Origin of the sequence: Pseudomonas sp. B7(2017) (genome assembly GCF_002112745.1) — a bacterium.
GTDB classification, from domain to species: Bacteria; Pseudomonadota; Gammaproteobacteria; order Pseudomonadales; family Pseudomonadaceae; genus Aquipseudomonas; species Aquipseudomonas ekonensis.
Genome location: NZ_NEIP01000010.1, coordinates 88,425 through 101,568, shown reverse-complemented (window position 1 = coordinate 101,568; position 13,144 = coordinate 88,425). Strand labels below are relative to the sequence as shown.

Genomic DNA, 13,144 nt, shown 5'->3' with positions numbered 1-13,144 from the left:
GCCGGCAGGCGGCAGGCTTCCAGCCTCAAGTTTTATCTGAGGCACCTGTTTCATCCCGGCAGCACCCCGGACAATCCGCATCGGGCCGATTCCCGACATTGCCCAAGAATTTCGCAAGAAACCAGTTCCCCCAAGAGCCACAAAGAAGGTAGGACACCGTGAACCCGGTAATCAAGAAGTTCCAGTTCGGTCAGTCGACCGTCACCCTCGAGACAGGCCGCATCGCCCGTCAGGCCACCGGCGCAGTGCTGGTCACCGTTGACGACGACGTCAGCGTATTGGTGACCGTGGTCGGCGCCAAGCAAGCCGATCCGGGCAAGGGTTTCTTCCCCCTGTCCGTTCACTACCAGGAAAAGACCTACGCCGCAGGCAAGATCCCTGGCGGTTTCTTCAAGCGCGAAGGCCGTCCTTCCGAGAAGGAAACCCTGACTTCCCGACTGATCGACCGTCCGATCCGTCCGCTGTTCCCTGAAGGCTTCATGAACGAAGTGCAGGTCGTCTGCACCGTCGTCTCCACCAGCAAGAAGACCGATCCGGACATCGCTGCGATGATCGGCACCTCGGCTGCCCTGGCCATCTCCGGCATTCCGTTCGACGGCCCGATCGGCGCCGCCCGCGTCGCTTTCCACGAAAGCACCGGCTACCTGCTGAACCCGACCTACGAGCAACTGGCCGCATCGAGCCTGGACATGGTCGTGGCCGGTACCGAAGAAGCCGTGCTGATGGTCGAGTCGGAAGCCAAGGAACTGACCGAAGACCAGATGCTGGGCGCCGTGCTGTTCGCCCACGACGAATTCCAGTCGGTCATCAAGGCCGTCAAGGAACTGGCCGCCGAAGCCGCCAAGCCGACCTGGGACTGGGCGCCTGCCGCCGAGGCCACCGAACTGCTGGGCGCGATCCGTGCCGAGTTCGGCGAAGCGATCTCCCAAGGCTACACCATCACCGTCAAGGCCGACCGCTACGCCCGTCTGGGCGAGCTGCGCGACCAGGCGGTCGCCAAGCTGTCCGGTGAAGAAGGCCAGCCTTCGGCCGGCGACGTCAAAGCCGCTTTCGGCGAAATCGAATACCGCACCGTTCGCGAGAACATCGTCAACGGCAAGCCACGCATCGACGGCCGCGACACCCGCACCGTGCGTCCGCTGAACATCGAAGTCGGCGTGCTGCCGAAGACCCACGGTTCGGCGCTGTTCACCCGTGGCGAAACCCAGGCCCTGGTGGTCGCGACCCTGGGCACCGCCCGTGACGCGCAACTGCTGGACACCCTGGAAGGCGAGAAGAAAGACTCGTTCATGCTGCACTACAACTTCCCTCCGTTCTCGGTGGGCGAGTGCGGTCGCATGGGCGGTGCCGGTCGTCGCGAAATCGGTCACGGCCGTCTGGCCCGCCGTTCGGTCCAGGCCATGCTGCCTGCCGCCGACGAATTCCCGTACACCGTTCGTGTGGTGTCGGAAATCACCGAATCCAACGGCTCCAGCTCGATGGCTTCCGTGTGCGGCGCTTCCCTGGCCCTGATGGACGCCGGTGTGCCGATGAAGGCACCGGTGGCCGGTATCGCCATGGGCCTGGTGAAGGAAGGCGAGAAGTTCGCCGTCCTGACCGACATCCTGGGTGACGAAGACCACCTGGGCGACATGGACTTCAAAGTGGCCGGTACCGCCAAGGGCGTCACCGCGCTGCAGATGGACATCAAGATCAAGGGCATCACCGAAGAGATCATGGAGATCGCCCTGGGCCAGGCCCTGGAAGCTCGCCTGAACATCCTCGGCCAGATGAACCAAGTGATCGGCCAGTCGCGTACCGAACTGTCGGCCAACGCACCGACCATGATCGCGATGAAGATCGACACCGACAAGATCCGCGACGTGATCGGCAAAGGTGGCGCGACCATCCGTGCCATCTGCGAAGAGACCAAGGCGTCGATCGACATCGAAGACGACGGCTCGATCAAGATCTTCGGCGAAACCAAGGAAGCCGCAGAAGCTGCCCGTCAGCGCGTTCTGGGCATCACCGCCGAAGCCGAGATCGGCAAGATCTACGTGGGCAAGGTTGAGCGCATCGTCGACTTCGGCGCGTTCGTCAACATCCTGCCGGGCAAGGACGGTCTGGTGCACATCTCGATGCTGAGCGACGCTCGCGTAGAGAAAGTCACCGACATCCTGAAAGAAGGCCAGGAAGTGGAAGTGCTGGTGCTGGACGTGGACAACCGCGGCCGGATCAAGCTGTCCATCAAAGACGTGGCGGCTGCCAAGGCTTCGGGCGTTTAATCGACCCCAGGCTTTCGCGCAATGAAAATGCCCCGCCGTGAAAACGGCGGGGCATTTTTTTTCCTGTCAAAAATGATTGCGGCGCGAGATGGGTTGCCGGGCGCCGAGACCGATGCTAGGTTTAGCCCACCGCCCGTGTAGCTCAGCCGGTAGAGCAGCGCACTCGTAACGCGAAGGTCGCAGGTTCGATTCCTGTCTCGGGCACCATTCCCCTCATTTCACCTTGCGGCTCAGCTCCTCCACGGTGCGCTTGAGCTGATCCATCGCACGGTCCTGATCGCTGACGTCCCGCTTGAGGCTCGACAGCTCGCTTGAGCTGGAGCTGGAACCGCTGCTGCTTTTGAGTTCCTCGACCTGCCGGCGCAGGTTGTCCAGTTCCCGGTCCTGCTCCTTGACCTTGTTCCTCAGTTCGTCGGTGTCGCGGCTGCCGGCGCTTGAGCTGGAACCGCTGCTGCGTTTGAGTTCTTCCATCTGCCGGCGCAGGGTGTCCAGTTCACCGTCCTGTTTCTTGACCTGTTCCTTGAGCTGGTCAGTCTCCCGGCTGCCGGCGCTGGCGCTGGAGCCGCTGCTGCGTTTGAGCTCTTCGAGCTGGCGCGTCTGGTCGCCGAGGGTGTCGCGCATCTTCTTCAGTTCATCGAGGCTGATGTCGGTTCTGACGATCACGGTCTTGCCGTTGTCGTTGTGGATGGCGGGAACCGAGTCGCCGTAGCCGGGGAGCCGGTCGCTCAGCTCGATGGCCATTGCATTGCCCGGCAGGGCCAACGCCCCGAGCAGGGCGGTCATTGCGGTAGTGGACACAACAGACGACATTTTCGAAAGGCTGCGCATCACTGGGTTTCCTTGTGGACAGCGGAGTGGCGTGCCGATATGGCACATCGCTATGACTCGGAATCCGGATTTATGTTCCCCCGGTCAGCTTTTTGTGCGAGAGATGTAAAGACCCGTGTCATTCGTCATCCAAACGTCCTATATTCGGCGCCAGCACAAGCATCGCCCTGCAGTGTTCAGATGATCCCGAATGGTTCCGAGGCCGGACAATCCGCGGCAGAGAGATCCCAGAAGATCCAGATCCATCACCCATTCCCCTGATCAGCGAGAACGCCATGATCCCAAAAGAACAACGAATCGATGTAGCGCTGGAGAAATACCTGGCGGCGACGCCTTCCCTTCAGGAAGAGATCAGCGCCCTGGACGCCACCGAGCAAAAGCAGCAGGCGCAGTGGGCGTTCGAGGACGAAGCCGAGTCCCGCGGGCTGGAGCCTTGGGAACTGGTGCTGGAGCTGGTGGCCGAGACGCCGCAGGAGCTCAAGGCCATGCGCCTGGAAGTGCATCAGGAAGTGGCCGAAGCCTTGGGCATGAAGCTGCAGGCCTATCTTGAACTCAACGAAATCGACGATTGAAACAAAAACGCCAGCCCCGACGGAGCTGGCGTTTTTCGTTGCGCGGCGGCTTCAGAGGCTCAGGCGCATCGACAGGTCCACCGCCTTCACGTCCTTGGTCATGGCGCCGATGGAAATGTAGTCCACGCCGGTGCGGGCGATCGGCAGCAGCGTGCTTTCGTTGATGCCGCCGCTGGCTTCCAGCTTCGCCTTGCCGCCGTTCAGGCGCACGGCTTCGCGCATGTCGTCCAGGCTCAGCTCGTCGAGCATGATGATGTCGGCCCCGGCGTCCAGCGCCTCCTTCAGTTCATCCAGGCTTTCCACTTCGACCTCCACCGGCTTGCCCGGCGCGATCCGGTGCGCGGCGGCGATGGCCTGGGGGATGCCGCCGCTGGCGGCGATGTGGTTTTCCTTGATCAGGAACGCGTCGTACAGGCCGATGCGGTGGTTGTGGCAGCCGCCGCAGGTCACCGCGTACTTCTGCGCCAGGCGCAGGCCCGGCAGGGTCTTGCGGGTGTCGAGCAGCTTCACGCCGGTCTCGGCGACGAAATCCGCCAGTTGTCGGGCGCGGGTCGCGACACCGGAGAGCATCTGCAGGAAGTTCAGCGCGCTGCGTTCGCCGGTCAGCAGCGAACGGGCCGGGCCTTCCAGGTGGAACAGCGGCTGGTTGGGGCTCACCCGGTCGCCGTCGCGCACCTGCCAGTGCACCGCCACCCGCGGGTCGAGCTGACGGAACACGGCGTCGACCCAGGCGGTGCCGCAGATGACGGCGGCGTCGCGGGTGATGATGGTCGCCTTGGCCAGGCGTTCGGCCGGGATCAGTTGTGCGGTGATGTCGCCGCTGCCGATGTCTTCGCGCAACGCACGGCGGACGTTGGCTTCGATTTCGGCGGTCAAATCGGCGAGACGTAGGTTCGGCATAACGGGCTCCACAGACAAAGTGGCCCGATTATAGGGGCATGGCAGGGCCCAACCCAAGGCGGGTGCGCAGGGACTTGAGCGCAGCCGGTCGATTTCCTTGAGCAAATGCGCGCCGGGAGCGGTCACTGGAACAGCGCCGGGGCCTAGGGGAATCCCTGAGGGCTCTGGCGCCGGGGACATTTTTTGCAAGATAATCCGCCTTGCATTTGACGTCATGGCTTTGACGTTTGTCTTTGAGCCCGCTTTCCGGCCGTTCCCCGACAGGGATCGGCAGGCCCGCGCACTTGAAGAATCACCGTTTCAGGAGGCTTGGATGCACAACGACGGGAATGTAGTGCCTTTGCGCAAGGCCGCTACCGATCCGGCGAACCCTTCGCCGCTCGCCCGCCTGCCTGTGATTCTGCTTCAGGTGCGCGACAAGGCCACCCAGCAACTGCGCCACGGCCTGCAGGCGCTGTTCGACAATGCCGACGACACCCTGTTCGAAATGGCCGACCGAGCCCGCAGCGACGTCGAGCAGAACCTCTTTTTCGAGGCCATGCGCGACCTGCGCCTGAAGCGCAAGAACATCGAGCGCGGCTTTCTCGAACATCTCTTCGAGGCGTTCGTCGGCCTCACCCAGTACGATCCCGCGCAAAACGCCTTGCCGTCCTCGCTGCTGCCGGACGAAACCTCTGAACGCACCGACGACCGGGAGCGCAGCGTCGCCATCGAGACCATGGTCGGCCGTGTGCTGAGCCGCGACGGTTTCGCCCTCGATCAATTGACGGCGCGGCTCAATGCCCTGCTCGGCAAGACCCTGGAGGATCGGCACAACCCGCTGGGTCCTTCGATGCTGTGCGAATATTTCCTGCTGGCCGGGCGCAACCTGGGGGTGGGGATCAAGGTCAAGCTGATTCTGCTCAAGCTGTTCGAGCGTTACGTGCTGGCCGACACCGATCAGCTGTATGCCGAAGCCAATCAGTTGCTGGCCGCCACCGGCGTGCTGCCCGAGCTGAAACCGGCGCCCGCGCGCCGTGCCATCGACCAGGCCGTCACCCGTGCCAGCAGTGAGCCGACGCACAGCGAACCGCCTCCGCTGGAGGACGGCGTGCAGGAAGTCTTCTCGGCGTTGCAGGCACTGCTGTCGCACCTGCGCGGCAGCGTGGCGCCGATCCTGGAGCCCAGTTCGGCGGTTCAGCCGATCTCCACCCGCGACCTGCTGCGCCTGCTTTCGCACTTGCAGCAGTACGTGCCGACGCTGGCGGCGTTGGACGATTTCGACCTGCGCAACCAGCTCGAGCAATTGCTGACCCAGGTGAGCGTGCGCAGCGGCAAGTCGCGCATCGTCGGCGGCGCCGACGAGGACGTGATCAACCTGATCGCCATGCTGTTCGAGTGCATCCTCGACGACCGCAACCTGCCGGATTCGCTCAAGGCGCTGATCGCTCGGCTGCAGATCCCGATGCTCAAGGTCGCGGTGCTCGACAAGAGTTTCTTCAGCCGCAGCAGTCACCCGGCGCGGCGCCTGCTCAACGAAATCGCGGACGCCGCCATGGGCTGGGGCGAGTGCGACGGCCATGCGCGGGACAGCCTGTACCTGCGCATCGAGCAGGTGGTGCAGCGCTTGCTGACCGATTTCAATGACGATCCGGCGATCTTCTCCGAGCTGCTGGCGGATTTCCTGGCCTTCACCGGCGACGAGCGCCGCCGCAGCGAATTGCTCGAGCAGCGCCTGCGCGATGCCGAGGAGGGGCGGGCGAGGACCGAACTGGCTCGCCGCCGGGTGGAGCAGGCGCTCAACCAGGCGTTGCCGGGCAAGGTGCTGCCGCCCAAAGTGGTGGCGTTCGTCCAGGATGCCTGGAGCAAGGTGCTGCTGTTGACCTGCCTGAAGCACGGCGACCAGAGCGCCGAATGGCGGGCGGACGTGCAGACCATGGAGCAATTGGTCTGGAGCGTGCAGCGTCACGATGGGCCGGAGTCCGGCATGCGCCTGCTGGCGATGGTGCCGGGGCTGCTCAAGTCGTTGCGCGACGGCTTGAGCAGTTCGGCGTTCGACCCGTTCGCCACCAGCGAGTTTTTCAGCGAGCTGGAAGCGCTGCACGTGCGCCTGTTCGAGCGTGCCGATGAGTCCGGCCCCGCCGAGGCGCTGGTCTTAGTCGAGGTGGCGTTGCCGGTGGCCCTGCGCGCGGCGGACGAGGGCATGCCTTTGCGCCTGCCGCAGGACGATGCCGGCCTGCGGCAGGTCGAGCAGTTGCGGCTGGGCAGTTGGGTGGTGTTTCGCGAAGACGAAGAGCACACCTTGCGCTGCAAGCTGGCGGCCATCAACGAGACCACCGGCAAATACGTGTTCGTCGACCGCACCGGCATGAAAGTGCTGGAGCGCGACCGCACCGGGCTCGCCCTGGAGCTGCGTCGCGGCGCGGCGTGGCGGCTGGACGACACCTTGCTGTTCGACCGCGCGCTGGAGTCGGTGCTGGGCAATCTGCGGCGGCGCAATCGCGCCAAGTGATCGCGTCCGGCACGCCGATCACGGCATACTGGGCGCCAACACAGATGGCGTTGAAGGAATCGGTATGCAGTTGGATCCCGCAAGCGGGTGGTGTCACGGGGTGCAGGTCTGTCCGTCGCCCAACTTCAATGAACGCCCGACGGGCGAAGTCTCCCTGCTGGTCATCCACAACATCAGCCTGCCGCCGGCGCAGTTCGCCACCGGCAAGGTGCAGGAATTTTTCCAGAACCGTCTGGATGTCACCGAACATCCCTACTTTGCGGGTATCGCCGACCTGCGGGTGTCTGCGCACTTTCTGATCGAGCGTGACGGCAAGGTCACTCAGTTTGTCTCCTGTCTTGAGCGCGCCTGGCACGCCGGCGTCTCCCGTTTCGAGGGACGCGAGACCTGTAACGATTTTTCCGTGGGCATCGAGCTCGAGGGCACCGATGATCTACCGTTCACCGACGCGCAGTACCAGGCGCTGACCGCGCTGACCCGGCAGTTGCAGGCGAGGTTTCCGGCCATCACCGGACAACGCATCTGCGGGCACAGCGACATCGCCCCCGGCCGCAAGACCGACCCGGGGCCGGCATTCGACTGGGCACGCTACCGGGCGGCCCTGGCACAAGAGGAAGGACAATGAGTTTTCTGGTGTTGCTGTTGGCGGTCTGGATCGAGAAATTCTCGGCCCTGCGCCATCGGGTCCAGCGCGACGGCGGATGGATCCGCGAACTGCACAAGCTCGAAAGCGGCGGCCTGGCCAAGCGCCCTTGGCTGGTGCTGACGGTGCTGGTGCTGCTGCCGGTGGCGCTGCTGGCGTTGCTGCTGGTGGTGCTGGAACCGGTGGCCTACGGCCTGCTGGCCCTGCCGGTGCATCTGCTGGTGGTGATCTACAGTCTGGGGCGCAACGACCTGCTCGGCGGCCTGGGGCCGTTCCGCGACGCCTGGCGCCGGGAAGACCTGCAAGCGGCGGCCCACGTGGCCAAGCGCGACCTGGGCATCTGCGCCGACCGTGGCGAGCAGTTGCTGGCGCGGGTGCAGGGGCATCTGCTGTGGCAGGCCTACCAGAGCTTCTTTGCGGTGATCTTCTGGTATTTCCTGCTGGGCCCGGTGGCGGCCTTGAGTTACCGCTTGCTGGCGCTGGCCGAGGAGAACGCCGCGAACCCGGCGGTGGCCGAACGGGCGGCGCAGCTGCGGCACGCGTTCGACTGGGTGCCGGTGCGCCTGCTGGCGGCGAGCCTGGCCTTGGTGGGCAACTTCGTCGCGGTCAGCCGGGTGATGCTGCATGAACTGCTGAACTGGCACATCAGCGCCGCCCGCCTGATCGACAAGGCAGGCCTGGCCGCCGGGGAGATCCCGCCGCCGGTGACCGGCCCGGAAGGCATCAATACCCTGGATTGCCTGTGGGAACTGCTGCTGCGCGCCGCCGTGCTGTGGTACGCCGGGTTTGCCTTGTGGACCGTCCTGGTTCGCTGACCCGAATACCCTGTGGCGGGAGCTAGCGCCCTCGCCACGGCCGTTAACCTTAAGTTACAAAACCTCCCTCCGATTTGAGCTATACAGAGATGGCGCTCGATAGTGGCTATCTGCTGTCGCCCCGCGCCTGCCAATAAAAACAAGAACAAACCGAGGGAGACTTCCAGTGAAGAGCTTGCTCTATCCCGCCGTCTCGCTGATGAACCGCCTGAGCTTCGGCATGAAGTTCAGCCTGATCAGCGTCCTGTTCCTGGTGCCGATGCTGGTGACCAACTTCTATCTGGTGCGCGATTCGTACCGCGAGTTCCAGGGCACCCGGGTGGAACTGCAAAGCCTCGACCTGCTGGGCAGCAGCCTGAGCCTGCGGCGGGACCTGGAGACCCTCAACAACCTGGTGCAGATCAACGTGACCCTCGGCCAGTCGGGCAAGGCGGGCAATGTCGAAGCGAACATCACCACCCTTGAGCAGAACGTGCTGACGCGCCTGCAAGGGCTGAAGGCGATGACCGACGATCCGGAGCAGACCGCGGTGTTCGACGCCAAGCGCGATGAGATGATCGCCGCGTTCAAGGCCCAGCAAGCGGAGAACTCCCTGCAAAGCAAAAGCGCGCTGATCGGCAAGCTGCTGGGCAGCGCGCAGATCTTCAGCCAGATCGTCGCCAGCCAGGCCGGCCTGAGCCGCGACGGCCAAAGCGACATGCGCCAGCTCAGCGAGCTGGTCACCGCCATCACCCCGGCCGTCACCCAGACCCTCGGCGAAGGCCGGGCCATGGGCTCGTACTCGTTGGGCCAAGGTTTTCTCAACAGTTCATCCAGCACCCGCTTCGACGAACTGTTGGCGCAGATCGAAAAACTCCAGGCCGAGTACGGCCTGAAACTGCAGGATGCCCTCGGTTCGAGCAAGGCGGCGCGGGAGTTCCTCAGCGCCCCGGCGGACGCCAGCAAGGCCTCGCTCAAGCAGGCCAGCGAGCTGTTCGAGGAGCAAGTGGTGATGGCCGACACCCTCGATGCGCCCTGGCAGGCGTTCTACGATCAGGTCAGCGGGCTGATGGAGCGCACTTACCAGCTCAACGAAGCGACCCTGAAGTTCCTCGACAGCCAATTGCAGCAACGCCTGGCCCAGAACCGCACGCACATGGTGCTGCAGGCGGTGGCGCTGGCGGTGGTGTTCGTGCTGATTTTCTACCTCTACGGCGGTTTCTACGCGTCGACCCGCACCACCCTGAAACGTCTGGGCGCCATGATGGACAAAGTGGCGGCCGGCGACATGACGGTGAATTTCCGCGCCAACAGCCGGGATGAACTGGGCGAGCTGGGCGAGGTGTTCAACGGCACCGTGAAGAAGATCCACGACCTGATCGAACGGGTCGGGCAGACCGTCAGCGAGGTCGAGCGCCAGGCCGGTCAGGTGCAGAGCGTGTCGGCCCAGAGCAACCAGGCGGTGGCCGGCCAGCGTACCCAGATCGAGCAGGTGGCGACGGCCATGAACCAGATGTCGGCCACCTCCCAGGAAGTGGCGCGCAGCGCTGCGGCGGCGGTCAGCAGCGCCCACAGCGTGAACGACGAGACCGTCAGCGGGCGCGGCCTGGTGGAGTCCCAGCAGGGCAGCATCGCGGCGCTGGCCAGCGAGATCGATCAGTCAGTGTTGGTGATCAACCAGTTGGCCAGCGACAGCCAGTCGATCAGCAGCGTGCTGGAAGTGATCAAGAGCATCGCCGAGCAGACCAACCTGCTGGCGCTCAACGCCGCTATCGAAGCGGCGCGGGCGGGCGAGCAGGGGCGGGGTTTTGCGGTGGTGGCGGACGAGGTGCGCACGTTGGCCAAGCGCACCCAGCAATCGACCGAGGAAATCGAGCAGATGATCGCCAAGCTCCACGGCGGCGTGGGCGCGGCGGTGAAGGCCATGGGCGTCAGCCATCAGATGGCCAACGGCACCGTGGGGCAGTCGGAAAAGGTACAGCAGGCGCTGGAAAACATCCTCGGCGCGGTCGGAATGATCGTCGACCAGAACCAGCAGATCGCCGCCGCGGTGGAGCAGCAGACTGCCGTGGCCCACGACATCGACCAGAACATCGTCGAGATCAACCGTGCCGGCGAGCGTACGGCGCAAGGCGCGCACCAGACCGAGAACGCCAGTCGCGCCCTGTCGGCGCAGGTGGTGGAGCTCAAGCAGTTGATCAACGCGTTCCGGGTCTGACGTTGGGTTCGATCCGGCCTTCGTGGGAGCGGTCGTGCTCCCACGTCTGAGGTTGTGGAATTTTTTGTAGTACTTTTTTGCTTACATTTGTAAGCCAAATCCTGTTTTTCTCCGCGCTCTGTTTTTTCGTCTTCAATCAATCAAGATCACCCGACTTGACCGCTTGGAGGAGCCCGTTAATGTCCGTCGCCACCTTGGGAGTCCAAGGCCGTTGCGCCCATTGTCAGACCACCCTGGTGCTGAAACCCTGGCAACTCAATGCCCTTTCGATCAACGAAGCCTTCACCTGCCCCCATTGCGAGCAACGGCTGGAGCTGCGTTGCCCGCAGCAGATCAAACGGTTCAGGTCCCTCGACTCGCTGGGGCTGTTGCGCGCCAGCGCGCGGGTGACGGTGTGCACCGCGCTGCTGGTGGCGCTGGTGATGGAGTGGGTGGGGCTGCTCAGCGTCACCGAACAGTTGAACGCGTCTTTGATCACGGTGTTCGTGTACTTCGCCGTCACGCGTTACTTCCGCCACCGGCAGCACCTGACGCTGATCCTCGACGCCGCCAAGGCCCACGGCGACTGATCACCAGCCGAACACCTCGCAGGCATTGGCCGTGCTGGCGGCGGCCAGTCGTTCGGGGCTGACGGCCATCAGGGCGGCCAGCGCCGCGCAGATCGCCGGCAGATGCGCGGGGGTGTTGCGCACGCCGGGGAACATGGCGGGGGCCATGTCCGGCGAGTCGGTCTCCAGCACCACCGAATCGAGCGGCAGATCCGCCAGCACCCGGTGCAGGCGCAGCGCCTGGGGCCAGGTCGGCGCGCCGCCCAGGCCCAGCCGGAACCCCAGCTTGATGTACTCCCGCGCCTCTTCGCGGCTGCCGGCGAAAGCGTGGATGATGCCGGCGCGCTTGAGCCTGAAGCGCTTGAGCGTGGCGATCACCGCCGCATGGCTGCGCCGCACGTGGATCAGCGCGGGCAGCCCGAAGTCCGCCGCCAGTTGCAGCTGAGCCTCGAACAGCGCCTGCTGGCGCTCGCGGTCGAGGGTTTCGATGAAGTAGTCCAGGCCGATCTCGCCCACCGCGCACAATTGCCGATGGCCGCGCAGCCGGGTCAGCCAGTCGCCGAGGGCCTGCACGTCTTGCGGGCGGTGTCGGTCGAGATACACCGGATGCAGGCCGAACGCCGCGTACAGGTCGGCGTCGCCCTGCACCAGGTCCCACACCCGTTGCCAATTGCCTTCATATACCCCCAGCACCACCATCCGCCGCACTCCGAGGGCGCGGCTCTCGGCCATCAACGCCGTGCGGTCGGCGTCGAAGTCGGGAAAGTCCAGATGGGTGTGGCTGTCGATCAGCTCCACGGTTCAGTCCCGGCGGATGCGCTGCTTGAAGGTGCGGGCGATGGCCTGCACGCCGGGCTCGTAGTCCGATTGCTCGACGGCGGCCAACGCCAGGGCCAGGGCCTTGTCGGCGATCAGCTGGTGCTGCTGGGCCATGGCGTTGACCGGCAGCGGCAGGAAGTCCAGCAGTTGCGTGTCGCCGAAGGTGCCCAGGCGCAGCGGGCGGTTCTTGAGCGGGAAGTCGTGCAGCGCATCGAACACGCCCTGCAGCAGCACGTAGGACGTAGTCACCAGTGCGTCCGGCAAATGCCCCAGCCGTTGCAGGAGTTCTTCCATCAGTTGCTTGCCGCAGTCGCGGCTGAACGACTCGGCATGCTCGATGAGGATGTCGCCCTTGAACCCGGCCAGCGCCTGCCTGAACCCGGCGGCCCGCTCCTGGCTGATGCTCAGTTCGGGACGGGCGCCGAGCAGGACGATCTGCTTGGGTTGCGGTTCGAGCAGGCTTTGGGTCAGGTGCAGGCTGGCCTCGCGGTCGTCGCTGATCACCGAGCAGAAGTGCGCAGGATCCATCACCCGGTCGATGGCAATGATCGGCAGGCCCTTGGCCTGCAATTGGCGATAGCTGTCGTCGCCGGCCGGCAGGCAACTGGCGACGATCAGCGCATCGCAGCGGCGGGCGCGGAACAGTTGCAGCAGTTGCCGTTCGCTGTCCGGCGCATCGTCGGAGCTGGCGATCAGCAATTGGTAGCCCCGGGCCCGGGCGCCTTGTTCCAGCAGCTTGGCGATCCGCGCGTAACTGGGGTTTTCCAGGTCCGGCAGGATGAAGCCCAAGGTGCGGGTGTGCCGGCTGCGCAGCCCGGCCGCCTGGGGGTTGGGGGTAAAGCCGTGCTGATCGACCACCGCCCGCACCCGCTCGACGGTGGCGTTGCTGATGCGTTGCTGTTCGGCCTTGCCGTTGATGACGTAGCTGGCGGTGGTCACGGACACTCCGGCCAGCCGCGCGATATCACTGAGTTTCACCCGGGATTTCCTTGTTTTTTCCAGCGTGCCCCGACATTTTCGCCAATCCTACCCGATTCGGGGAGGCGACCATTGTCGCAGCGCAGCCG

The 13,144-nt window shown here is 64.7% G+C and carries 11 protein-coding genes, 1 tRNA gene and 1 pseudogene; 9 read left to right on the top strand and 4 right to left on the bottom strand.

The window, feature by feature from the left end; genetic code table 11:
• Positions 1–158: 158 nt before the first annotated feature.
• A complete protein-coding gene (gene pnp / locus CAG29_RS19205; protein WP_085578461.1) occupies positions 159–2,264 on the top strand; it encodes a polyribonucleotide nucleotidyltransferase in 2,106 nt (701 codons plus the stop codon).
• 131 nt (positions 2,265–2,395) lie between these two features.
• A tRNA-Thr gene (locus CAG29_RS19200) sits at positions 2,396–2,471 on the top strand.
• A 6-nt stretch (positions 2,472–2,477) separates the two neighbouring features.
• Here the strand turns inward: CAG29_RS19200 and CAG29_RS19195 are convergent.
• Positions 2,478–3,092 carry a hypothetical protein gene (locus tag CAG29_RS19195; protein WP_085694967.1) on the bottom strand — a complete coding sequence of 205 codons (615 nt, stop codon included), beginning with the start codon at positions 3,090–3,092 and terminating at the stop codon, positions 2,478–2,480.
• A 275-nt stretch (positions 3,093–3,367) separates the two neighbouring features.
• Here CAG29_RS19195 and CAG29_RS19190 point away from each other — a divergent pair, with 275 nt between their 5' ends.
• A complete protein-coding gene (locus CAG29_RS19190; protein ID WP_085638374.1) occupies positions 3,368–3,664 on the top strand; it encodes a DUF6388 family protein in 297 nt (98 codons plus the stop codon).
• A 51-nt stretch (positions 3,665–3,715) separates the two neighbouring features.
• Here the strand turns inward: CAG29_RS19190 and nadC are convergent, their stop codons facing one another.
• Positions 3,716–4,564 carry a carboxylating nicotinate-nucleotide diphosphorylase gene (gene nadC / locus CAG29_RS19185; protein ID WP_085578467.1) on the bottom strand — a complete coding sequence of 283 codons (849 nt, stop codon included), beginning with the start codon at positions 4,562–4,564 and terminating at the stop codon, positions 3,716–3,718.
• A 313-nt stretch (positions 4,565–4,877) separates the two neighbouring features.
• Here nadC and CAG29_RS19180 point away from each other — a divergent pair, with 313 nt between their 5' ends.
• From CAG29_RS19180 to CAG29_RS19160, 6 genes and pseudogenes are all read left to right on the top strand, one after another.
• A complete protein-coding gene (locus tag CAG29_RS19180) occupies positions 4,878–7,055 on the top strand; it encodes a DUF1631 domain-containing protein (RefSeq protein ID WP_085694966.1) in 2,178 nt (725 codons plus the stop codon).
• A 64-nt stretch (positions 7,056–7,119) separates the two neighbouring features.
• On the top strand, positions 7,120–7,680 hold the full coding sequence (gene ampD / locus CAG29_RS19175; RefSeq protein WP_085578471.1) for a 1,6-anhydro-N-acetylmuramyl-L-alanine amidase AmpD: 561 nt from the start codon (positions 7,120–7,122) through the stop codon (positions 7,678–7,680).
• Positions 7,677–8,513 carry a regulatory signaling modulator protein AmpE gene (gene ampE / locus CAG29_RS19170; RefSeq protein WP_085578473.1) on the top strand — a complete coding sequence of 279 codons (837 nt, stop codon included), beginning with the start codon at positions 7,677–7,679 and terminating at the stop codon, positions 8,511–8,513. Before ampD ends, ampE begins: the two co-directional genes overlap by 4 nt.
• A gap of 199 nt (positions 8,514–8,712) precedes the next feature.
• Positions 8,713–9,852, top strand: a pseudogene (locus CAG29_RS29085) (HAMP domain-containing protein); the annotation flags it as partial.
• Positions 9,853–9,996: 144 nt separating this feature from the next.
• Positions 9,997–10,710 carry a methyl-accepting chemotaxis protein gene (locus CAG29_RS29080; protein ID WP_371916637.1) on the top strand — a complete coding sequence of 238 codons (714 nt, stop codon included), beginning with the start codon at positions 9,997–9,999 and terminating at the stop codon, positions 10,708–10,710.
• 179 nt (positions 10,711–10,889) lie between these two features.
• Positions 10,890–11,279: a hypothetical protein gene (locus CAG29_RS19160; RefSeq protein ID WP_085694965.1), complete on the top strand. Its 390-nt coding sequence runs from the start codon at positions 10,890–10,892 to the stop codon at positions 11,277–11,279.
• Here CAG29_RS19160 and CAG29_RS19155 read toward each other — a convergent pair whose 3' ends face one another.
• On the bottom strand, positions 11,280–12,056 hold the full coding sequence (locus CAG29_RS19155; RefSeq protein ID WP_085694964.1) for a TatD family hydrolase: 777 nt from the start codon (positions 12,054–12,056) through the stop codon (positions 11,280–11,282).
• A 3-nt stretch (positions 12,057–12,059) separates the two neighbouring features.
• Entirely contained in the window at positions 12,060–13,055 is a 996-nt protein-coding gene (gene cra, locus CAG29_RS19150) for a catabolite repressor/activator (RefSeq protein ID WP_085694963.1), read from the bottom strand.
• Between the last annotated feature and the right edge of the window lie 89 nt (positions 13,056–13,144).